Source organism: Arthrobacter sp. 18067 (genome assembly GCF_902706295.1).
Taxonomy (GTDB): domain Bacteria; phylum Actinomycetota; class Actinomycetes; order Actinomycetales; family Micrococcaceae; genus Arthrobacter.
Genome location: NZ_CACSJJ010000009.1, coordinates 116,670 through 138,834 on the forward strand (window position 1 = coordinate 116,670; position 22,165 = coordinate 138,834).

General features: G+C 63.0%; 18 protein-coding genes and 1 tRNA gene. 4 read left to right on the forward strand and 15 right to left on the reverse strand.

The genetic code is table 11. The features are described from left to right. Nucleotides 1-4: 4 nt before the first annotated feature. The 6 genes from GVL04_RS10895 to galU form a co-directional block, all read right to left on the reverse strand. The gene (locus GVL04_RS10895) at nucleotides 5-547 is read right to left on the reverse strand and encodes a PadR family transcriptional regulator (protein WP_159703845.1); all 543 of its coding nucleotides are present in this window, start codon (nucleotides 545-547) and stop codon (nucleotides 5-7) included. Between the two features lie 399 nt (nucleotides 548-946). Then, nucleotides 947-1,019: transfer RNA gene (locus tag GVL04_RS10900), tRNA-Ala, on the reverse strand. Between the two features lie 36 nt (nucleotides 1,020-1,055). After that, complete coding sequence (locus tag GVL04_RS10905; protein WP_159703848.1) at nucleotides 1,056-1,856, reverse strand: SDR family oxidoreductase; 801 nt, start codon at nucleotides 1,854-1,856, stop codon at nucleotides 1,056-1,058. A 7-nt stretch (nucleotides 1,857-1,863) separates the two neighbouring features. Continuing rightward, a complete protein-coding gene (locus GVL04_RS10910; RefSeq protein ID WP_159704054.1) occupies nucleotides 1,864-2,748 on the reverse strand; it encodes a hypothetical protein in 885 nt (294 codons plus the stop codon). 145 nt (nucleotides 2,749-2,893) lie between these two features. Beyond that, nucleotides 2,894-3,505 (reverse strand): GNAT family N-acetyltransferase, encoded by a 612-nt coding sequence (locus tag GVL04_RS10915; protein WP_159703851.1) that lies wholly within the window; start codon nucleotides 3,503-3,505, stop codon nucleotides 2,894-2,896. A gap of 6 nt (nucleotides 3,506-3,511) precedes the next feature. Continuing rightward, entirely contained in the window at nucleotides 3,512-4,447 is a 936-nt protein-coding gene (gene galU, locus GVL04_RS10920; RefSeq protein WP_200846815.1) for a UTP--glucose-1-phosphate uridylyltransferase GalU, read from the reverse strand. A gap of 98 nt (nucleotides 4,448-4,545) precedes the next feature. Between galU and GVL04_RS10925 the strand changes: the two genes are divergently transcribed. The 3 genes from GVL04_RS10925 to GVL04_RS10935 all read left to right on the forward strand — a co-directional run bounded on the left by GVL04_RS10925 (nucleotide 4,546) and on the right by GVL04_RS10935 (nucleotide 6,483). Then, on the forward strand, nucleotides 4,546-5,160 hold the full coding sequence (locus tag GVL04_RS10925) for a 5-formyltetrahydrofolate cyclo-ligase (RefSeq protein ID WP_159703854.1): 615 nt from the start codon (nucleotides 4,546-4,548) through the stop codon (nucleotides 5,158-5,160). Between the two features lie 170 nt (nucleotides 5,161-5,330). Beyond that, nucleotides 5,331-5,603 carry an FmdB family zinc ribbon protein gene (locus tag GVL04_RS10930; RefSeq protein ID WP_159703857.1) on the forward strand — a complete coding sequence of 91 codons (273 nt, stop codon included), beginning with the start codon at nucleotides 5,331-5,333 and terminating at the stop codon, nucleotides 5,601-5,603. A 244-nt stretch (nucleotides 5,604-5,847) separates the two neighbouring features. Then, nucleotides 5,848-6,483: an RcpC/CpaB family pilus assembly protein gene (locus GVL04_RS10935; RefSeq protein ID WP_235036246.1), complete on the forward strand. Its 636-nt coding sequence runs from the start codon at nucleotides 5,848-5,850 to the stop codon at nucleotides 6,481-6,483. A 25-nt stretch (nucleotides 6,484-6,508) separates the two neighbouring features. Here the strand turns inward: GVL04_RS10935 and GVL04_RS10940 are convergent, their stop codons facing one another. The 7 genes from GVL04_RS10940 to GVL04_RS10970 all read right to left on the reverse strand — a co-directional run bounded on the left by GVL04_RS10940 (nucleotide 6,509) and on the right by GVL04_RS10970 (nucleotide 17,713). Continuing rightward, the gene (locus GVL04_RS10940) at nucleotides 6,509-10,690 is read right to left on the reverse strand and encodes a DUF4011 domain-containing protein (protein ID WP_159704060.1); all 4,182 of its coding nucleotides are present in this window, start codon (nucleotides 10,688-10,690) and stop codon (nucleotides 6,509-6,511) included. A gap of 164 nt (nucleotides 10,691-10,854) precedes the next feature. After that, nucleotides 10,855-12,444, reverse strand: coding sequence for a glutamine-hydrolyzing GMP synthase (guaA, locus tag GVL04_RS10945; RefSeq protein ID WP_062073057.1), 1,590 nt, complete (start codon nucleotides 12,442-12,444; stop codon nucleotides 10,855-10,857). Nucleotides 12,445-12,551: 107 nt separating this feature from the next. Continuing rightward, on the reverse strand, nucleotides 12,552-13,052 hold the full coding sequence (locus GVL04_RS10950; protein WP_159703863.1) for a DUF3817 domain-containing protein: 501 nt from the start codon (nucleotides 13,050-13,052) through the stop codon (nucleotides 12,552-12,554). Continuing rightward, nucleotides 13,049-13,921, reverse strand: a complete 873-nt coding sequence (locus GVL04_RS10955) for an SURF1 family protein (protein ID WP_159703866.1) — start codon at nucleotides 13,919-13,921, stop codon at nucleotides 13,049-13,051. The genes GVL04_RS10950 and GVL04_RS10955 overlap by 4 nt, the downstream gene beginning before the upstream one ends. A 225-nt stretch (nucleotides 13,922-14,146) precedes the next feature. After that, nucleotides 14,147-14,635 carry a PTS sugar transporter subunit IIA gene (locus tag GVL04_RS10960; RefSeq protein ID WP_026539873.1) on the reverse strand — a complete coding sequence of 163 codons (489 nt, stop codon included), beginning with the start codon at nucleotides 14,633-14,635 and terminating at the stop codon, nucleotides 14,147-14,149. A gap of 47 nt (nucleotides 14,636-14,682) precedes the next feature. Beyond that, the gene (locus GVL04_RS10965; protein WP_159703869.1) at nucleotides 14,683-16,437 is read right to left on the reverse strand and encodes a glycerol-3-phosphate dehydrogenase/oxidase; all 1,755 of its coding nucleotides are present in this window, start codon (nucleotides 16,435-16,437) and stop codon (nucleotides 14,683-14,685) included. Between the two features lie 139 nt (nucleotides 16,438-16,576). Beyond that, nucleotides 16,577-17,713, reverse strand: coding sequence for a GuaB3 family IMP dehydrogenase-related protein (locus tag GVL04_RS10970; RefSeq protein WP_159703872.1), 1,137 nt, complete (start codon nucleotides 17,711-17,713; stop codon nucleotides 16,577-16,579). A gap of 229 nt (nucleotides 17,714-17,942) precedes the next feature. Between GVL04_RS10970 and GVL04_RS10975 the strand changes: the two genes are divergently transcribed. After that, nucleotides 17,943-18,593 (forward strand): hypothetical protein, encoded by a 651-nt coding sequence (locus GVL04_RS10975; protein ID WP_159703875.1) that lies wholly within the window; start codon nucleotides 17,943-17,945, stop codon nucleotides 18,591-18,593. A gap of 3 nt (nucleotides 18,594-18,596) precedes the next feature. On the opposite strand, the gene GVL04_RS10980 is transcribed toward GVL04_RS10975, so the two are convergent. Further along, the gene (locus tag GVL04_RS10980; protein ID WP_159703878.1) at nucleotides 18,597-20,489 is read right to left on the reverse strand and encodes an ABC transporter ATP-binding protein; all 1,893 of its coding nucleotides are present in this window, start codon (nucleotides 20,487-20,489) and stop codon (nucleotides 18,597-18,599) included. A gap of 104 nt (nucleotides 20,490-20,593) precedes the next feature. Beyond that, a complete protein-coding gene (guaB, locus tag GVL04_RS10985; protein ID WP_159703881.1) occupies nucleotides 20,594-22,105 on the reverse strand; it encodes an IMP dehydrogenase in 1,512 nt (503 codons plus the stop codon). Nucleotides 22,106-22,165 lie beyond the last annotated feature (60 nt).

A 22,165-nucleotide genomic window follows, 5' to 3' on the forward strand; every position in this document is an offset into this window, starting at 1 on the left:
CCCTTCAGTCCTGGGCGAGGATCGAGTACAGGCGGCGACGTGCCTCCTCGAGCACCGTCACAGCCTCCTGCACTTGCTTGGGCGTTCCGGTACGGCCAACCTGCGCCGCGGCCTGAGCGAGTTCCACGCCGGCCTTGGGCAGTGCTGCGAATCCCGGGTTCGACGACGTGCCCAAGGAGTCCCAAGGTGCGGACGATTCAGAACCCGCAACATCCTCCCGGCCGGCTTCGGTCAAGGAGTAGATTTTGCGCCCGCTGGATTCTTCCGCACTGACGAACCCCTCGTCTGCCAGCAATTGAAGGGTGGGATAGACGGAACCGGCACTCGGTTTCCAGCTGCCACCACTGCGTTCTTCGATTTCATGAATGATCTGGTAGCCGTGCATCGGACGCTCGGCAAGCAGGGCAAGAATAGCCGTCCGTAGCTCCCCCCGGCCGGCCCGGGTGCCGGAGCGCTTTTCAAACCGGGAGCGAAACTCCTCAACGGCCTGCCACATGCCGTCCAGATTGTTGCCCATGAATCCGTTTGCAGGGAATGAATTGTGCATCAAGCTCACCTCTTGGGGTTGCGAACGATACTAAACGATATACCCGCCTGCGGTCTTTGGGCAGGTGGCGCAGGCAACGAGAGGAGGAGGTGCTGGGTCATCGTGGCAGGATTCTTCGCAGGATGGGGATGACCACCATCCCGGCCGATTCCACCGCGCCTTGATAAGAACCTTGTAGCACAGGGCCGGACAGCACTTCTGGGTAATGCCGTCCGGCCCCGGCCGCGGAACCTTGGGGCAGCGCCGGCAAACGAGGGGGATCATTGGCCGTTGCGTTGGATCCGCTGTGTTCAGTAAAGGCGAACCTGAGGTCCAGGCACACGAGTAGTTGGTACTCGTCTTTTCCTCGCACTGGGAACGCCCACTACCTGCTCCGAAAGGACGCCAAGGCAACGTGTGTGGAGCTAAGGAGATTCGAACTCCTGACCTCTTCGATGCGAACGAAGCGCTCTACCAACTGAGCTATAGCCCCTGGGCCAAGCTGTACGGCCTGGCCAGTGTCCCTAGGCTACAAAGTTTCGTCGTGCTTTTCCAACCACGACACGAACGTCTCCGCGCCATCCTTCCGCCCGGGGATCAGGTTGTTGCCGGCACGAAGGTAAGACCCCATGGCCCCGGGCAAGGGCAGCTCCACGATCTTGCCTCGCCTCCCAGTGACCGTCTTCCACGACTCCGCCATCTGACGCATGGTGAGGACCTCCGGACCGCCCACAGTTCGCATGCGGTGCCGCTCGGTACCCGGGGCTTCCAGCGCCGCGTCGAGCAACGCCCGAGCTACGTCCACAGGCGAGATCGACTGGAACTTGGTCGCCTTGAATGCAGGTATGAGAAGCACCTTGGCCCCAGCGGCGAAGACCATCGCCAGCAGACCATGGAACTGAGTGGCCCGAACCACCACGGTTTCCAGCGCAGACGCAGCGTATTTCCGCTCCTTGTCCGCCTTGGAGACGTAGTACGAGTAGGTGCTCAGATCACAGTTGATGATGGACAACGCCACTGCCTTACGGACGCCGGCCAGGTGCGCCGAGGCAAGAAGCCGGGCACCGCCGTCGGCGAATCGTTTTTGGGCCTTACCGAACTGGCCTTCGAGACAGTCAATGACGACGTCGGCACCCACCAAAGCGGCTGCGAGCCCCTCTCCTGTGGTGACATCGCCCGTAAAGTACGTTGCTCCGTCGTGACGCTTCACCGAGTCGGAAGACGGTACGTGGCGGGAGAAGGCGGTCACCGTATGCCCCGCAGCCAGCGCGAGCCGGACGACTTCCCGACCGACCTGCCCGGTGCCACCCGCGACGCAGATGCTGGTCATGTAGGTTCTAGGCGCGGCGGCGCTGCAGGACGTCGTCCAGGTTGCTGAGCGCGCTTTGACCCTTGGCTGATACAGTGGCCGCTGCCTCGGCTTGCTCAGCGCCTTGCTTCAAGACGGGCTTGCCTACAGGCTTCGGAGCCTCGGGGAGATCCAAAGGCTCAGGAGCCGGCCTTGGAGCCTTGGCGGCTTCGACGTACGTCGGCTTGGGAACTGCGACCGGCTCCCAGCTGGACCCCTTCGAGTCCCCGGCGGCCTGGGCGGATTTGTCTCCCGCGGCAACTGCAACTGCCAAAGCAGCCTGGCGAAGCTCAACGGCGGACAACCGCGCAGCTTCACGGCTGGTGGCCTCAGCGTCGAAAACGGTGGTTTCCTTCGCTTCCACTGCCGGCTCCTTCGGCAAGTAGCGCGCCGGCGTCGGAATGGGCGCCGCCTGGGCAGCACGGCGTGCCCGGCGTTCGCGAAGATCCCGGAGGGCAAGCTTCCGCAAGGTCACGACGGCGAGCACAGCCCCAACGAGGGATACCAGCGGCAGCCATACTGATCCGGTGCCAAAGGTGAGGAGGACGCCGGAAACTACTGCCGTCACCAGCAGGGCAAGGCCTGCCAACGCCAGCGTGAGCCGGGCGTAGCGGATGGTGAAGGGAGTGGTGGGAGCTTTTCCAGGGAACGACTCAGCCACACGGGATTCCTGGGGCGACGCCTGTGCTTTGCTGTGCATGGTCTCCATCGGTTTCTCCTGCTGAGGTGCCAAAGTCAGTACCACCCCTGCCTGCGTTTCGTCTGGTTCGTCGTCGATCGCCTCTGCCGGGACAGTGGCTGTTTGGACTTGTTGGCGCCTGTTCCGTAAAACGTAGGGCGCCACCCAGACCATCCACAGCGCGACGGTGACCACGAGTATCACTGAGCTGCTGAGAGGGAAGTCCACATTCAAAACCGTAGAAGCAAATCGCCGGGCGCGGCGGCATTGCGGCCGGTGTGTCGTCGGCGAGTCCGCAAATGACTGGAGATACAGCCAAAAAGGCCTATGACCTGCCCGTTTATCCCCTGAGCCACCGACGCAACAGGCCTTCCGGAACTTCCTCGGAAGTCAGCGCGAACGAGCGATGGTCAGCCCATTCGCCGTTGATGTGCAGGTAGCGTTCCCGGTATCCCTCATCACGGAATCCAAGCTTCTCCACCACCCGCAGGCTGGGTGCGTTTTCGGGCCTGATGTTGATCTCCATGCGATGGAGGCCCAACACCCTGAAACAGTGATCAGTTGCCATGGCAACCGCCGTCGGAGCGATGCCATGCCCGGCACGTTCCCTGTCCACCCAGTAACCCAGGGTTGCCATCATGGCCGATCCCCACACTATGGAGGAAACGGTCAATTGCCCCACGATTCGCGGTTCCCGGAATCCGGGGGTCCGCTCAACGATGAGGAAAGGCAACGCCGTGGAGTGACGGGCCTGGTCGTTCAGCGAGCCGACCATCTGCCGATAGCTGGGCAGGCGCCCACCCGGTGCGGGGTTGGACGCCTCCCATGGCGCAAGCCACTCGCTGTTCCGCGAACGGACTTCAGACCACTCCCGCTTGTCGCGGTATCGGATGGGGCGAAGAAGCAGGTCTCCGCTTTCCAGCGTCACCGGCCAGATCGCAGAGCCGTACATCCGGTGTTACTTGGGAAGCGAGGCAGTAAAGGTCGGCAACCACTCACGCAGCTCGGGACCGAGGTCGTCGCGTTCGCACGCCAGCTCAATGCATGCCTTGAGGTAGCTGAGCTTGTCCCCGGTGTCGTAGCGGCGGCCACGGAAAACGACGCCGTACACGCCGTAGCCCTCACCTTCGCCGGCGGCAAGGACTTCAAGGGCATCGGTCAGCTGGATCTCGCCGCCGCGGCCCGGAGAAGTTTTCTCCAGAACATCAAACACTGCCGGGTGAAGCACGTAGCGGCCGATGACGGCGAGGTTTGAAGGCGCTTCTTCCGGGGACGGCTTTTCGACCAGCTGCTTGATCCGGACGTAGCCGTCCTCGCCGATCTCTTCGACGTCTGCGCAACCGTAGGCGCTGATCTTGGAGGGTTCCACCTCGATCAGGGCAACCACGGAACCACCGGTCTTCTGCTGGACGGCGATCATGTCGCTCAGGAGGTTATCGCGGGCGTCTATCAGGTCATCGCCGAGGAGAACGGCGAAAGGCTCGTGGCCAACGTGCTGCTTTGCACGAAGGACAGCGTGGCCCAGGCCATTAGGGTCGCCTTGGCGGACATAGTGGATGTCGCCGAGGTTGGTGGCGGACTGGATGGCCTCAAGCTTGGCGGTATCGCCCTTCTCAGCCAGGGTCGCTTCCAGCGCCGGCACGCGGTCAAAATGATCCTCAAGGGCACGCTTGCTGCGCCCTGTGATCATCAGGACGTCGTGCAGGCCAACCTTAACGGCTTCTTCGACGACGTACTGGATGGCTGGCTTGTCAACCACTGGCAGCATTTCCTTGGGCATCGCCTTTGTTGCAGGCAGGAACCTGGTGCCAAGACCCGCTGCGGGGATGACGGCCTTACGGACAGCATTGTTATCGAGAGTCACCGGACTAATGTAACGGAAGGAATACATCATCGGCTAAACCCTCGCCGTGCCGGGAACACATTTCGGTCTCCCCCGCGGCGGCCGCTGTTGCTGGACAGGCAACGGGCCCACCTCACGATCGGATACCCATGGCATCGAAGGAAGACATCCGCAGCAGCCGCCGCCGGCACAGGCGAACCCTCTCTCCGGAACAGATCGCGGCCGCGGGGGATGCGATCGCACAGCACGGAACGGCCTGGGCAGCATCGACCTCCCCCGCCACGGCCGCCACGTTTGCCGTCTATGTGGGGGTTGCCTTCGAACCGCCCACCATGCCACTCATCGAGGCGCTGCACGAGGCCGGACATCGCGTTCTGCTTCCCGTCTGTGAGCCCGGCCGGCAGTTGAGCTGGGTGTACTGGACGCCCTCAACGGTGTTTGTCCGCTCCGCCTACGCCCCCATCGACGAACCCGAAGGCGAACGCCTGGAAAGCCAGGTTGTCGCCGGGAGTGCGGGTATCTTCATGCCTGCCACAGCAGTGGACATGGATGGAAACCGGGTCGGCCAAGGAGGCGGCTACTACGACCGGCTCCTCCAAGGCCTCGACGCTTCCGGCCAGCGGCCGCCCACCATCGCAGTGGTGTACGACGACGACCTGTTGCCAACAGGTTCGATCCCCGCCGAACCATTTGACCGCCCCGTGCGGGAGATACTAACGCCCTCCGGCGTCCTCCGCCTCGACGGCACGGTAGACGTAGCCTGACCGCCCCGTCTCCTTGATGACTTCCGGTTTGGAGAGCTCCAACACATCCGCTGGCGCACGCCAGGGAGACGGATGATAGAATTGGCACTCAGGCCCTGCGACTGCTAATGCGGACATTGTTTCCGCCGCCGCTGCACAGGACCTGAACTTTGTCCTGAAGGAGGAACTCAGTGCCCACATACGCATACGCCTGCAAAGACTGTGACCATGCCTTTGACATCGTCCAGTCCTTCTCTGACAGCTCCCTGACAGAGTGCCCTGAGTGCAAGGGTGCCCTCCGCAAGAAGTTCAACAGCGTCGGCGTGGTCTTCAAGGGCTCGGGTTTCTACCGGACTGATTCCCGCGACGCCAAAGGCAGCACCGTTTCGGCCGCACCGACAGCCCCTGCCGCTGCCTCGTCTGCCCCCGCTGCCGCGCCGGCAGCGGCCGCAGCAGCCAGCTAGATTTCCACCTTTTCCACATAGCGCACCAGACCACTGTTTTGCGGGCCTGGCAGCTGACTAACGTGGCGGCATGCCACATCAGTCACGCAGTGCCCTCCTTGCCCGCGCCGAGCGCTCAGCATCAATCAACACCGCTTGGCCACCGGTCCCGCGTGGACGAAAGAGGCGATCCGGTGTCCCCGGCAGCCTTCCCGCAAGGTTCAACCGGTCACGCTCCCGGGATCGCGCTGACCACCGGGGCCACATGCGAAGATTCGGCTCCTGGATCGGACGAAACCGCAGGCTCACAGTTGCCCTCCTGCTCTGCCTTGCCGCCGGGATGGCAGTCCAACAACTGACACCGGCATCAGAACTACGCATCAATGTCCTCGTGGCCTCCCACGATCTTCCAACAGGCACCAGCCTCGTGGAGTCCGACTTCACCAGCCAGGGTGTGCCGCCGGACTTTGCCATTACCGGTGCCGTGACGGACGTTCAGGCCCTGGTTGGGCGCCAACTTGCCTCACCCCTGGGCAGGGGGCAGGTCCCAACGGAATCCAGTCTCCTTGGTCCAGGGCTGCTCACCGGCGCACCGGCAGGGGCGGCCGCGGTGCCGCTGCGGATGGCTGACCCGTCGTCCATCCAGCTGCTCTCCCCCGGCCAGTTGGTAACAGTGGTTCTCACGGCGGCCGGCTCCTACGACGAATCCAGGCAAAGCCAGGTGTTGGCCGGCCCTGTCCCAGTTCTCTGGACTTCAGCCCTGGGCGGCAAGACCGGCGAATGGCTCGGCACCAACGACACCGAGGGTTTGGTGGTGGTGGCCGCGGATCCCCAACAAGCAGAAAAGCTTGCCGGCGCTTCAACGCAAGGCAAGCTTTTCTTTGTTTTGGTAAGTCCGTGATGCGGGACCGTCTAGAGGCGGCCGATCAGCCCCAATGCGGAGGCCTTTGCTCTTTGAGCCACTGCTCATGGTCATAGCCGGACTCATCGCCCCAGCGGCGGGGATCGTCTTCCGCAGCTTTAGTGGGAAGAATTCCGTTGGCGCCGGGCTTGGCCGCGGTCGTCTTGGAGTCCGTTGCTTCTTCGGCGACGTCTGCTTCTCCGGCAACGTGGCCGCCCGTTGCGTCGGGGTCCGCCTCGGACCCGTTGTCCGGACCGGTTGCTTGTTCCATCAGTGGTGCTTCTTTCCCATTCCCGGCAACGCCACGTGCGTCCCCGGCAGCGTCTTCAGGCGCGCCGGCTGCCTGAAGTGCCGAACTCGGAGCAAACGTTGGCTGCCCCTTTTCTACACTCAATTGTTCAACATCCATGTCCAGGAAGCCATGCTGAGGCGACGTCGACCGCGGGATGTGGTTCTCCAGCCCAAGGTAGGACCCAATGCGATCCGCGCAGGACGAGGGATCAGTGAAGACTTCAATGGTCCACAGGGACATATAGCGCCATCCCATGCGCTCCAGCAACTGCGGACGCAACCGGCTGCGTTCGCGCACGCTCATCCGCCGGTAGCGTTCAGTGCCATCGGATTCGATCGCGACGGGGGTGGGGATCTCTGCACCCTCCCGGCCGATTGTGTGGACTGGATCCGCGGCGGCCGCAATGTCCAGCACGCCATCGTAGAGATGCCAGACTCGGGCTCCCCGGGCACGCAGGCGTTCCCCAAGGTCGGCCACCAAAGGGTCCTCGCCGAGCGCTTGCTCACTGGCCACAGCACGGGAAGCAGGCGTACCGAGGTTGCTGTTTCCCGAGAGTTCGCGGTCCAACAGTTCGTAGAAGTCCACCGCACCGTGAGCCAAGCGATCAAGGTCGAGGTCCTCGGGCCGGAAGCAACTCAGGACGTGCATGGAACGCCGGGCACGGGTCATCGCCAAGGCGAACCGGTTCCTGCCACCTTCAGTTGACAGTGGGCCAAACGAGTGCAGCGCCCGGCCATGAGGTGTGCGGCCGTAGCCAAGGGAGAAGATGACGTGGTCCCTCACCAGCCCCTGGGCACGCTCAAGGTCCACTACGCGGAAGGACTCGGGGCCAGCCCCAAAGAATGTGGCCAGCAAGGGATGGTTGGGCAGCTGCAGCCTGATGGCCTCGCCGATTCTGGCGGCATGACGCAGGCTGGCCGTCACTACGGCCAGAGACGTCCGGGGCCGGAGTCTGGCGTGTTCGAATACCAAGTCCACAACACGGTTGACCTCGGCGGTGACGGACTCGACACCTTCATGGTCAGCCCCCGGAAGCCCAGTGCCGTCAGGAATGTACTCAACGAGGATCGAACGGTCCAGGCCAGTGACCGAGTTGCCATCGGGCAGGCGCCGCAGGCCACCGTCGTAGTAGTTCTTGCTCAACTGCAGGATCAAGTCTTCGTCCACGGCCCGATAAACCCAGTTCAGTTGCCACGTGGGGAGAACCCTGGCCAAAGCCTTGAACGCACTGTCGACGTTCTCGTGGCTGGCAACACCGGCAACCGGTGGTTCCACGGCCACGCTGAACGTGCGCGCGTTCGCGATCTTCGCATCACCGAAAGCCACAACCTGCCGCGCCCGGGCGATGGCAGGAAGAACGGCCTGCAGCGACGTGGATTCCGCGTCGATAACCACAACCGCGTCAAACTTCAGCTCAGCGGGAAGAACACCAGTGAGAAGGTAGGGGCTGACGGACCAAACAGGGACCAGCAGCGGCACAAGTTCTGGAGCTTGGGCGCTGAGTGCCGGCAACGTCACCCGGCCGTCCTTCAGCAGTGCGCGAAGCAATTCCGCCTGCCTCGGGTGCTCGAGGAGGCCTTGGCGCCATTTCCGGGCCAACTGCCACCGGAGGCGTGCGGCTCCACTGGCAATGTGTGCCTGGTCCGCAAGACGGTATTCGGCCTCGAGCCGGCGCAACGAATCACCGTCGGACATGGCAAGGTAGTCGTCGCCACTGATCATGGCTTCCAAAGCGGACTGCCACCAGGCCAAGTCCAGTTCGGCTGCCACGGAGGCTGCCGGGACTTCCCTGGCTGCCAGGTCGGAAAGCAGCTCGCCGAGACCATGCTCACGCATTTCCTCGATCAGGAGGGTGCGCTCGGGAAGGGTTTCCAGTGTGGCCGTGTCGGCAACGAGCCGTTCCAGCCGCTCCATCAGTTCCAGATACGGCGTACCGTGCAGCGACCCCCCGGCACTGGTGTGTTTGAGCGCATCACCGAGGCGACGCAGTTCGCCGTCGAGTTCCCGGTAAAGCGCACCAAGATCGGCAAGCCCGGAAGGTACCGCGGGATGGCGCTGGGTAGTGGCGTAGCCAGCCCAGAGAGCGCGCTGCTCCTGGACCAGAACCAGGGAGCTGTGGAGGTCAGCGATGTGGACACCCGGCCGCACGTATTCCTTGGCCACACGGCGGAGGCGTGAGCGCTGCATGGAGGGCATCTCCAGGTTGCGCTCACGGCGCCAGGCGGAGCTGGCGGTAGCGGAGATGAGGTCGTGCACCGGTCGGTCGAAGATGTCCGGAGTGAATTTATCCAGGCTTTCGCGGACGGCAATCAGGAGTTCAAGCTGGGCACCCCACTCCGTGAAGGTCTCTCCCAACCGGATCTCGGCGTGGTCCGAAAGCTGTTTCATCCGATCCCGCAGGACGGGCAACTTTTCCTCTGCCAGGCGGGCGAGCTGCTGCGCTTCCTCGGTCTCCTTGCGGGTGACCAATCGGGCTCCATACCAAGGGCTTGACGTGGAAGCCCTGCTGAAGCTGCCCAGCTCGGCGGCACGACGCAAACGGCCCGCGAGTTCCTCACGGTCCTTGATGTTGTCCAGGACGCTGCGCTTCAGACGGACCGTCGTGGAAGGCGCAGGGTGGATGGACGTCAACTCAGCGAGCGACTGCATTGCCTGATAGGGCGAGCAACCCCAGCGCTCACGGACGTTGTGCAGTGAGGCAACGTGGTCCATCAGGGCGTGGCGGTGTCCGGTCAGCGTCTGGTGAAGGTTGCCCAGTTGTGGTTCAAGTGCTTTTTCATTGCGCATGATTGCCCGGACCAACTGACCCTTGAGCTGCTGCGGGGTTGTTCCGTTACCGGGGCGGAAGAGCATCGAATCCAAGCCAAGGGATTCCAGGTGCGAGGAAAGGCCGGCGAGGCTGGACTGCCTGTCCCCCACCACCAGCACCGATTTGCCTTCGCTGACCAGCGCACCGATTGCGTTGATGGCTGTTTGCGTCTGTCCGCTGCCCGGCGGCGTGCTGACTACCAGCGAATCCCCGGCACGAACGGCATCCACCACGTACTGCTGATCCGTATCAGCGTCGAGAAGGAGGAGCTCATCGGCCGGATCGCGAAGGTCAAGGCTGGGGAAACGGCCCGCCTTGATTGGTTCGGCCTCAATGTCACCGCCGTTGGCGGCAATGGAGAGCGCCGCAACCGTGGCGTTGTTCGTATTGATCCAAGGATCATCCAGATTGCCGGAGAGGTCCGCCAGCGTGGTGACCAGCAAGTTGAACTCCACCTCGGCACCGTGAATCGGTTGGACGAGAGTAGATAGGCGATCCAAGACCGGCTGAGGATCGAACCTGGCAGTGTTGTAGGCCATCCTCGCGACGGCGTTCACGTCAAAGACGATGCCGTGGACTGATTTGAGGTGACGCACCAAGGCCGGGTTCATGCGGGCCTGCTCGGTGAGCTGGAGTTCGAAGTCGTCTTCGCCCGGCCTCACGGTCAGAATGATGGACGTGAGCATCACGGGTGCCGATACGCGCTGTGGCTTGCCGCCAACAGCAGAGGTCCACACGACAGTGCCGGCAGAGAGATAGCCGGCCTCAATACCGCGATCGTTGCTCAGCTCGAAGATCTTGGACCTGATGTTTCGTGCTGCCCGCGCCGCAACCAAATACTGTTGGCGGTCCCGGATCAGGGTGGACAGGCGTGTCCTGCGGCCTGCCAGCAACTGCGCCAGCCCCGAGGGGTGGGCGTTGCTGAGATCAATGGCGCCTTCGGGCGTCTTGACGAAACGCAGCATCGTGTCTGCCCCGGTGACGGGTTTAAGACCAGACAGCCATTTACGGAGCTCTTCGGAGCCCTCTTCCTGGCCTTGACCTAATGACACAACTTCTGCCTTCTTTTCTGTACTAGCTTTAGACGCCTTGGACCATACCGGCATACCTTCGAGGGTAGCGGGAATACCCTGCCAGCCCGCTCCGCAACGCTGTTCCGACGCGAAATTCGCCGTCATTTCACAGGCGCCCGCCGGATTCGCAGGCGTGGAGTGCTGCCGGATACAAGCAAAGTGGCCGGCCTCCCAAAGGAAGCCGGCCACTCACAATGCTATTCCCACTCGATGGTTCCCGGTGGCTTGCTGGTTACATCCAGCACCACCCGGTTTACTCCATCCACCTCGTTGGTGATGCGGTTGGAAATCCGGGCCAGGAGGTCATAGGGCAAGCGCGACCAGTCCGCCGTCATTGCGTCTTCGGAGGACACCGGGCGCAGCACGATGGGGTGGCCGTAGGTACGGCCGTCGCCCTGGACACCAACGCTGCGAACGTCCGCCAAGAGGACCACCGGCATCTGCCAGACGTCGTTGTCCAAACCCGCGGCCGTCAGTTCCGCGCGGGCAATGGCGTCAGCCTTGCGCAGCAGGTCCAGGCGTTCCTTGGTTACTTCACCCACGATGCGGATACCCAGGCCGGGGCCCGGGAAGGGCTGGCGGCCGACGATTTCCTGCGGCAGGCCGAGCTGGGCACCGACGGCACGTACTTCGTCCTTGAACAGGGCCCGCAGCGGCTCGACGAGCTCGAACTGCAGATCCTCGGGGAGCCCACCAACGTTGTGGTGGCTCTTGATGTTTGCAGCACCCTCGCCGCCGCCGGATTCGACGACGTCCGGGTACAAGGTTCCCTGTACCAGGAACTTGATCTTCTCGCCCTCGGCAGCGGCCTGGGCGATGATGGCCCGCTCCGCTTCCTCGAAGGCACGGATAAATTCGCGGCCGATGATCTTGCGCTTGGTCTCCGGATCACTGACGCCGGCAAGAGCCGACTGGAAGCGTTCCTGCTCGTTGGCTACGTAGAGGTTGACGCCCGTGGCTGCCACGAAGTCGCGCTCAACCTGCTCAGCTTCGCCTTCACGCAAGAGGCCGTGATCCACGAAGACACAGGTCAGCTGGTCACCAACGGCACGCTGGACCAAAGCGGCAGCTACGGCGGAGTCGACACCACCGGAGAGGCCACAAATGACCTTGGAGTCCCCGATCTGCTGGCGGATACGATCCACCTGCTCTTCGAGGATGTTGCCCGTGGTCCAGTTGGGGCTCAGGCCCGCACCCTTGAACAGGAAGTTCTCCAGGACGTGCTGGCCGTGGACGGAGTGCTTGACCTCGGGGTGCCACTGCACGCCGTAGAGGCGCTTCTCCTCGTTGGCGAAGGCAGCCACCGGCGCGCCGGCCGTGGAGGCGAGCACTTCGAAGCCTTCAGGAGCCTCGTGGACGGAATCGCCGTGGCTCATCCATGTGTTCTGGGAAGAGGGGACGCCGTCCAGGATGGAGCGGGCATCGCCTACAACCAGCGCTTCAGTGGCGCCGTACTCCCGGAGACCCGTCTGGGCCACCTTGCCGCCCAGTGCGTTGGCCATGGCCTGGAAGCCGTAGCAGATGCCAAAAACGGGCACCCCGGCTTCGAAGAGGTCCGCGCCGACGCTCGGGGCGCCCTCTGCGTACACGCTGGAGGGCCCTCCGGAGAGAATGATGGCTGCCGGGTTCTTGGCCAGAAGCTGCTCGGTGGTGAAGGTATGCGGAACAATTTCCGAATACACATTCGCTTCGCGGACGCGGCGGGCAATCAGCTGCGCGTACTGGGCACCGTAGTCAACAACCAGCACCGGCTTCTGGGAAGTTTGGGGTGCGGTGGGAGTAGTCACCACACAAGACTACTTTGCCGGGCAGCCCCGGTGCACGTTGGCGAGGGCGGCCGGGGGCCAAAAACGTCCTTACCGTTAGGCATCTCACATCCGGATGCCGCCACAGCCTAGTAGCGCTTCGATGCCTGCGGGTTGGCGGCGAGTTCGGCCTCGACCTGGGCGTGGAATTTCTTCTCCACGATGAAGGACAGCAGCGGGACAACTCCGCCAAGTGCCAGCAGGACCATTTTGGAGAACGGCCAACGCATGAGTGACCACAGGCGGAAGTTGGACACCAGGTAGACCACGTACATCCAACCGTGCACGATCAGCACCGAGGTGGAGATGTTGAAGCCGCCGATCACACCCTTGGGCTCGGATTCCGCGAAACCGAAGCCAAACGGCTGGCCTGTGACAGCGCTCGTACCGCCGGCGAAGAGCGAAACCCCAAAGCCGTACCGGGCGATCAACTCCGCGCACAGCAGGAGCAGCATGGCGCCCGTAAGGTATGCCATGACTTTGTAGAACTTCAACGCCGAACGGATCTGGGCTTCCGTTCCGCCGAACCGGCGCTTCTTGGGCTTGGATCCTGATTGTTCGGGCTGGATGGCCGGTTTTGGCTCAATCATTGCTGCACCTTTTGTTCTGGCTCTGGGCTTGTAGGTTCTGTTGAGGACCCGGCGTTGGGCGGCTGCTCGGGGTCCACATCATCGAAATCGTCATCTTCGTACTCGTCCTCTTCGAGGTCGCGACGGTAGTCGTCCTTCACAAGCCGCCACCAGATAAAGATCGAGAATCCCGCAAAGACAACCCATTCGACCGCATAGAAGAGGTTGAGCCAATTGACCTGCTCGGCAGGGGGTTGCGGCGGAATATTGAGGGCCTTGACGTCATCGCCGAGGGGAATCGTCACGCCGCCTGAGATTTCCGATGTCGCAGCCACAAAACCCGGGTAGCTGGAGACTTCCCACTTATTGATGAGTTCCGCAGCGGAAACCGCGGACGCACGGCCTGGACCGGCGTCGACGTTTGGAACGGGCGCTTCAGAAGGAATGAGGCGACCGGTCAAGGTGATGGTTCCCGACGGCGGGGGGCCGGCTTGGGCGGCATCGGCCACCCAGCCGCGCGCAACAGGAATCCACGTTTGGGGCGATGCCGCGACACCGCTCAGCTTCGGCGCATTATTGACGGCAAAGGCGGAGACGATCCAGAAGCCCTTTTGGTTGTTGTACAGGCGGCCCTCAACGAGGACCTGCTTGCTGGGATCGTACGTTCCCGTGGCAGTCACCATCTGGTCCGAGACCGAACCGGGGAAGAATTGGCCGGGCTGGAGGACGTCCACCAGCGGTTTCACGTCTTCGATGCTGGACGGCACAGGGGCCTCGTGCTGGGCGGACCGGCTGAGCTGCCACTGGCTGAGCAGCACAAACACCCCGGACAACAGAAGCGCAAAGACCAGTCCTGCGATCCAGCGGGGTTTCAACGCGGTTTTCAACACCCCTTAACCGTACTTCGTCCGGCTGTAGAACAACGAAACGAGGCAAAGCGGGGCAGCAGGGTCCCTACGTGGCGACGAAGTCGACACGAAAGGGCCTGCCCCTAGAGTGGGGCAGCAGGGTCCCTACGTGGCGACGAAGTCGACACGAAAGGGCCTGCCCCTAGAGTGGGGCAGCAGGGTCCCTACGTGGCGACGAAGTCGACACGAAAGGGCCTGCCTCAATCTCTAGTGGTCGAAGAACACCAGGCTTGAGTTGATGAGTTCGGAGATGACTTCGGGGTCATGGGCCCGCCGGAGGGACTCGCGGAAGGACTCCTTGGACAGGGACCGGGCCAACGTGGCCAGAACCTCGAGGTGGTCGGAAAAGGAGCTGGCGGGCGTGGCGATGAGAAGAATCAGGGTGGCCGGGCCGTCCGTTGCTCCGAAGTCCAGGGCATGGCCGAACTTGGTCACACCGACGGCTATGGAAATCCTGTCCACGAATTCACTGCGCGCATGAGGAAGGCCAATGCCGCCAGGGAGTCCTGTGGCGAGCTGATGCTCCCGTGAGTGCACCTGCTCCAGGAAGCCCTCGAGATTGGTGATCCTGCCGGCTGCGTGAAGCTTATGGGCCAGTTGGGCCGCGGCGTCAATCTTGTCCTCTGCGACGAGTTCAAGGATGACGGTGTCCGGGGTGGTCAGTTCCGCGTCATACCGGTCAAGTGGTTCTGCCAAGTCGTGTTCCCTCCAGTGTGGCCATCGGCCGCATTACCTTGGGCTGGTCAGCGAAGGGGAACGATGTCATCCACTCCCATGCGCGCGGCATCGGCCGATTCGTCGTCGGGCTGCTGCTGACTGAGTCGTTCAGCTTCCACGCGCGCCAGGTAGTGCTTGATTTCGCTTTCGCGCTGAGTCTCGCTCCAGCCAAGGATTTCTCCCATCAGCTTAGCCACTACGGGGAGGGCAGACACACCCCGGTCCCACGATTCGATCGAGATCCGGGTTCGACGCGTCAAAACATCGTGGACATGCCGGGCTCCCTCGTGGGTGGTTGCGTAAACAACTTCCGCGGCAAGGTAATCATCGGCACCGGGCAAGGGTTCACCCAATTCCGGTCGGTTGGAGATCAGTTCCAGCACCTCGGTGGTCATGGATCCGTAGCGGTTCAAGAGGTGCTCAACCCGTGCGACGTGCACCCCGGCTTCCTCCGCGGAACGGGCCCGTCGGTTCCAGGCCGCCTTGAAGCCTTCTGCGCCCAGCAGCGGGATGGTTTCGGTGCAGCTGGACGGAACACGTTCATCCATCGCCCTGGTGGCCTCATCCACGGCGTCCTTGGCCATGACCCGGTAGGTGGTGTACTTTCCTCCGGCCACCACCACGAGTCCTGGGACGGGATGGGCGACGACATGCTCGCGGGAGAGCTTGGCAGTGGAGTCGTTCTCCCCTGCCAGCAATGGCCGAAGACCGGCGTAGACCCCTTCGACGTCCTCACGGGTCAGGGGACGCTTGAGAACCTTGTTGACGTGCTCCAGGACGTAGTCGATGTCCTTGCTGGACGCCGCCGGATGGGCCTTGTCCAGCTTCCAGTCGGTGTCTGTGGTGCCGATGATCCAGTGCCGGCCCCACGGGATCACGAAGAGAACGGACTTCTCCGTGCGCAGGATCAGGCCCACAGTGGACTGGAAGCGGTCGCGGGGCACCACCAGGTGAATGCCTTTGGAGGCCCGGACCTTGAGCTGGCCGCGGTCAGTGACCATGGCCTGTGTTTCGTCGGTCCAGACGCCGGTTGCGTTGACCACTTGCTTGGCCCTTACCTCAAAGACGCTGCCGTCCTCCTGGTTTTCGAGCTTCGCGCCAACCACGCGCTCACCTTCGCGCAGGAAGTCCACCACGCGAAGGCGGTTGGCGGCGTGGGCGCCATAATGGGCTGCCGTCCTAACGACGTTCACCACAAGCCGGGCGTCATCCACCTGGGCATCGTAGTAGCGAATGGACCCCACGAAGGCGTCGTCCTTCAAGCTGGGAGCCGCGCGCAGTGTTCCGCGCCTGAACAGGTGCTTATGCATGGGAACACCGCGGCTGTGCCCTGACGTCAGGCCCAAGGTGTCATAGAGCATGATGCCCGCGCCGACGTATGGCCGCTCCCAGAACCTGCGGGTCAGTGGGTAAAGGAAGGGAACGGGACGCACCAGGTGGGGTGCGATCTGTTGGATCAGCAGTCCCCGCTCCTGGAGTGCTTCCTGGACCAGTCCGAAATCCAGCATCTCCAGGTACCTGAGGCCTCCGTGGATGAGCTTGGAAGACCGCGACGACGTGCCGGACGCCCAGTCCCTGGCCTCCACGATGCCCACCGTGAGGCCACGGGTCACGGCGTCCAAGGCCGCTCCAGCACCCACCACTCCGCCGCCGACAATCAGGATGTCGAGCTCCTTGCCGGCTTCCGCAGTGGCTTTCAGGACTTCGATCGACGCGGCACGGGATTCCGGGCTCAGTGCTCCCGGGGCATTCACCTGTGGACCGCCTGCGACATTGCTCATCGGACCCCTCCTCAAACGCAACAGCTGGTAGTCCCTTACCCTACTTGTTGGCTGCCGCCTTGGGCAGGGCACGGCTTAAGGCAAAAACCCCTGCATGCTCCGATCAGATCGAAGCCTGCAGGGGTTGGGAAAGCTGGTGTCAGTTGCCCGCGTAAGGCGAGACCACGACGTCGACGCGCTGGAATTCCTTCAGGTCCGAGTAACCGGTGGTAGCCATGGATCGTCGCAGCGCACCGATCAGGTTTGAGGTGCCGTCCGTGTGGTGGCCGGGTCCGAAGAGGACCTCTTCCAGCGGGCCGACCGTGCCAACATTGACGCGGTCGCCACGGGGCGATTCGAGGTGGTGTGCTTCGGGGCCCCAGTGCCAGCCACGGCCAGGCGCTTCTTCGGCGCGTGCCAGGGCACTGCCGAGCATGACAGCGTCCGCGCCCATGGCGATGGCCTTGACGATGTCGCCGGAGCTTCCCATGCCGCCGTCGGCAATGACATGAACGTAACGGCCACCGGACTCATCCATGTAGTCGCGACGTGCCGCAGCGACGTCGGAGATGGCCGAAGCCATGGGCGAGTGAATGCCCAGGGCACGTCGTGTTGTGGTGGTGGCGCCGCCGCCGAAGCCCACCAGGACGCCGGCAGCACCGGTACGCATGAGGTGCAGGGCAGGCGTGTAGCCGGCCGCTCCGCCCACGATCACGGGGACGTCGAGTTCGTAGATGAACTGCTTGAGGTTGAGCGGTTCGTGGTTCTTGGAAACGTGCTCAGCCGAGACCGTGGTTCCGCGGATGACAAAGATGTCGACGCCGGCAGCCACCACTGTCTTGTAGTGTTCCTGCGTGCGCTGCGGGGTCAGGGAGCCTGCTACGGTGACGCCTGCGGCACGGATCTCAGCGAGGCGGGAGCTGATGAGTTCGGGCTGGACTGGCGCCTGGTAAAGGTCCTGCATGCGGCGGGTGACGGCCGGGCTGCTGGTCTCATCGGCAAGGGCGGCGATCTCGTCGAGCACCTTCTGGGGGTCCTCGTAGCGGGTCCACAGACCTTCAAGGTCCAATACACCAAGGCCGCCGAGCCGACCAAAGGCGATTGCGGTGTCCGGGGACATCACCGAGTCCATGGGTGCCGCGATCACGGGGGTGTCGAACTTGTAGGCGTCGATCTGCCAGGAGACAGAGACGTCCTTCGGGTCACGCGTCCGGCGGTTCGGGACGATCGCGATGTCATCCAGGGAGTAGGCACGACGCCCACGCTTGCCACGGCCAATCTCAATCTCATAAGTCACGGCTCTTACTTTACTGGACCCCTCCCAGAACCCCGATTCGACAAATAATCACTTCACAAAGTGTGCCAATGAACTCCCGGGATGGCTTACCTGATCACGCCACTTCCTAAACTGGACACAGAACCGCTGAGGAGAAGGCAGTAATGACCACCCAGAACGAAGAATGTCAGGCGTCGGCCATCACCGACCATGAGCTCATTGCTTTCATTGCGCCGGAGGAATACCCCGGGTGAGCTACCAGACAGGCCCCGCCCCACTTCCCCACTCTGCCCGCCCCTTGGACTATTGGCTTTCCAGGGAGCTCTCCGCGATTACTCCGGCCGGTGCGCGCTCCCGTCTTCGCGAGATCGCTTATGCGAGAGGTTCCTACATGGGCGCTTGGGCCGCCGGCATTGGCATGGGGGCAGTCCTCATCCTCCTGGGTGTCATCCTCGCCATCCGGTTGGGCACGCTGGCGCCGGTTCCCTCCCTCAGCCTTCCCGGCGCGGCACTCGCCGTACTCTCCTGCGTCTTCTACCTACGGGTACGGGACCGGTTGCCGCGAACCAGCCGGGCGATCGTCAATCGTGGGCCCGGGAGCTTACGGGGGGCGCTTTCATTCGCGGGGTTCATCCTGATCGCCTTCGTAGGGCTGTTCGCCCTCATGGCCAAGCAATCGACGTGGCAGGATCCTGCCGCGCTGCTGACGCTGGCTACGGTTCTTGCCTTCATGGTGTGCCTCCTCGTGGTGGGGATCATCGTCCCGGCCACCATCGCGGGCCGTTCGAGGGAGTCGCTTCGCCGCAAGGCTGCAACTGATCCCCATTTCCGGGGGCTGCTGGAACAAGACCTGGCCATCTGGCGTGACCCCTATGGCGATGCCGCTTACGGACCGCTCTAAGTCTCAGGGAGTGTTCTGGCTGGTTTCGTCCACCGAGAGCTGGGACTCGAACATCCGGAAGTAGCGGCCCCTCAACGCCACCAGCTCCTTGTGGGTCCCCTGCTCCGCTATGCGGCCATCTTCGAGCATGTACACGATGTCAGCCTTCTCGATGGTGGCCAAGCGGTGGCTGATGGCGATGATGGTACTGCTTCGGTCGGCGAAAAGCCGGGTGAAGATGCGGTGCTCTGCCAGGGCATCTATGGCTGATGTGGGCTCGTCCATGACCATGAACGAGGCATCCCGGTAGAAGTTGCGAGCCATTGCCAGCCGCTGCCACTGGCCTCCGGACAGGCCACTGCCCTTGCGACCACGCGGGTCCTCCATCCAATTGCTGACATGGTTTTCCAAGCCGTTGGGCAGTTTGTTGATGAACTCCATGGCTTCGGCGTCAGAGGCTGCCCGCCTGATGCGGTCATCGTTTCGTGGTTGGTCCACATCGCCGAGGTAGATGTTCTCCGCGGCTGTGGCGAACTCGTACTTCAGGAACTCCTGGCTCAGCACAGCAAGGTGCCTGTGCCAGCTGGTGACGTCAATCCCGGCAAGATCCACGCCGTCGAGCAGTACGTGGCCGGAGTCAGGCCGGTACAGTCCCGCAAGGATACGGATCAGTGTGGACTTTCCCGCACCGTTTTCGCCGACAATCGCAATGTGCTGGCCCGCCGTGATGGTCATCGAAATGCCCTTGATGACCTCGATGTCGCTTCCGGTATAGCTGAAGCGGATGTCGCGGAGCTCCACGGTGGTGGGCGAAATGGTCAGGGGTTTTTCGTTGCCGCTGGGAACAGGCAGGGCCATGAACAGCTCATAATCCTTGAGGTTGGCGAGGTCCTCGTCGATGGAACTCAAGGAAGAGACAAGACTGTTGGCCGTGGAAAGTGCCCGGCTCACGATCTGCTGTACGTAGAGGAACTGACCCACCGGCTGGGCCCTGGCGATGATCTGCCCTACCACCCAGATCAGGGATACCACCTCGGCGCCATACTGCAGTGCGTCCGCAGCCAACTGTTTGGGGATGTAGCGCTTTTGGAAATCCAGGCGTCGCTTCTCGTCAGCGTCCCGCAACCGTGACCGCAGGTCCATCAGGTATCCAACGATGCCGTAGAGCCGCATCTCCGCGATGTGCTGGGGCCTCAACAGGTTCTGCTCGATCATGCGGCGTTGGCGCCGTGAATCCACTTGGGTGTTCCAGTGCGCGATCTGTTCACGGGACAGTTTGAACTGCAGATACACACTGGGCACGATTGCCACCAGGACGATGGCGGCGATCCACCAACTGACCAAGACCAGCGCACCGATGGCGAGGATCACGGAGACCAGTTGGGTGAATATTGCGGCAATCCTGTCCAGCACGCGGGCGTAGGAGTCCGAGAACCGCTTGGCGCGGTCGTAAAGGTCCACCGTCTCCTTGTCGTCGTAACGCCAGAACTCCAACGCCAGGAAACGCTGGTACATCATGTCCCCTACGATCGCGCCCACCTTGAAGCTCATGAGCTGTTGGATGTAGCGGTCAACGCTGCTGAAGGCACCCCAAAACAACCCGAGCGCCGCGGTGATGATGACGTACAGGATGGCTTGGGGACCGGCGTTGGGGTCCCCCGCGTAACCGGCGGCCAAAGCTGTGGTGGTCAGGGCGGCGAAGTACGTGGTGACCAGCGGCAGGGTTGCCGAGATCAGCGAGCCGACCACTTTCATGATCACCGCGACCGGCGAGGCCTTGAAGCTCACCTTCAGGACCTGTCCGACGGCGCGTGCATAAGGACGCAGCGCCAGCTTGCGGGGCGGCGTCTTGCCCGGTTGACCCGAGTTCAGCCGGATGGACTCCGGGTGCCGCGGTTGTGCGGGCTTTTCAGACATGCCCCCAGCCTATTCTCCCGGGCCGACAATTCCGCTGGCCCGTCAACAGCCGGCCCCTTAAAGAACTGTTCCCCGCGGAGGTCTCCGCGGGGAACAGGCGATGCTTAGCGTGAGCCGTAATTGGGGGCTTCCACTGTCATTTGGATGTCGTGCGGGTGCGATTCCTTGAGCCCGGCAGGGGTGATGCGGACGAACTTGCCGCGTGCCTTGAGCTCGGAGATGGTGGGGGCGCCCGTGTAGAACATGGTCTGGCGGAGGCCGCCAACCAACTGGTAGGCAACGGAAGCCAACGGGCCGCGGAAGGCTACGCGGCCTTCGATGCCCTCGGGGATCAGCTTGTCATCGCCGGAAACGTCAGCCTGGAAGTAGCGGTCCTTGGAGTAGGACGTGTTCTTGCCACGGGACTGCATGGCACCGAGGGAGCCCATGCCGCGGTAGCTCTTGAACTGCTTGCCGTTGACGAAGATGAGTTCGCCCGGGGATTCCTCGCAGCCTGCCAGCAGGGAGCCGAGCATCACGGTGTCCGCACCGGCGACCAGCGCCTTGCCGATGTCGCCGGAGTACTGCAGGCCGCCGTCGGCGATCAGCGGAACGCCGGCCGGGATGGCAGCCTTGGCGGATTCGTAGATGGCGGTGATCTGCGGAACGCCGACACCGGCTACAACACGCGTGGTGCAGATGGATCCGGGGCCAACGCCTACCTTGATGCCGTCGGCACCGGCGTCGATCAGAGCCTGGGCGCCTTCACGGGTTGCGGCCTGGCCACCGATGATGTCCACGTGGGCAGCAATCGGATCCGACTTCAGGCGGCGGATCATGTCCAGCACGCCCTGGGAATGGCCGTTGGCGGTGTCCACGAAAAGGGCATCCACGCCGGCGTCGATGAGCTTCATGGCGCGCTCCCAGCCGTCGCCGAAGAAGCCGATGGCAGCACCGACGCGCAGGCGGCCTTCGTCGTCCTTGGTGGCCAACGGGTACTGCTCTGCCTTGGTGAAGTCCTTGGTGGTGATGAGGCCCTTCAGCCGGCCCTGCTCGTCAACGAGGGGAAGCTTCTCAATCTTGTTGGTAGCAAGCTTGTGCGAGGCTTCCTCGCGGCTGATGCCCACGTGCCCGGTGACGAGGGGCATCTTGGTCATGGCATCGCTGACGCTGCGCAGCGGGAATTCCGACTCCGGAATGAAGCGGGTATCGCGGTTGGTGACGATGCCCAGCAGGCGTCCGTCGGTGTCCACGACAGGAAGGCCGGAAACGCGGTAGCGGGAACACAGTTCGTCCAGTTCCTGCAGCGTGGCCTGCGGGCCAATGGTCAACGGGTTGGTGATCATCCCTGATTCGCTGCGCTTGACGCGGTCAACGTGCTCGGCCTGGTCATCGATGGACAGGTTGCGGTGGACAACGCCCAGACCACCCTGGCGGGCCATGGCGATGGCCATGCGCGACTCGGTCACCGTGTCCATCGCTGCGGACAGCAGCGGGGTTTGCACGGAGATGCGCTTGGAGATGCGGGATGACGTGTCGGCGTCGGACGGGATGACGTCGGTGTGGCCTGGAAGCAACAAGACGTCGTCGTACGTCAGGCCAACGAAGCCAAAGGGATCGTGTTCGGGCTGGGTCATGAGTGTGCGCCTCTTACCTGGGATCTGGGGGCTTGACTGGTAGGGGTTGCAACTGATGAC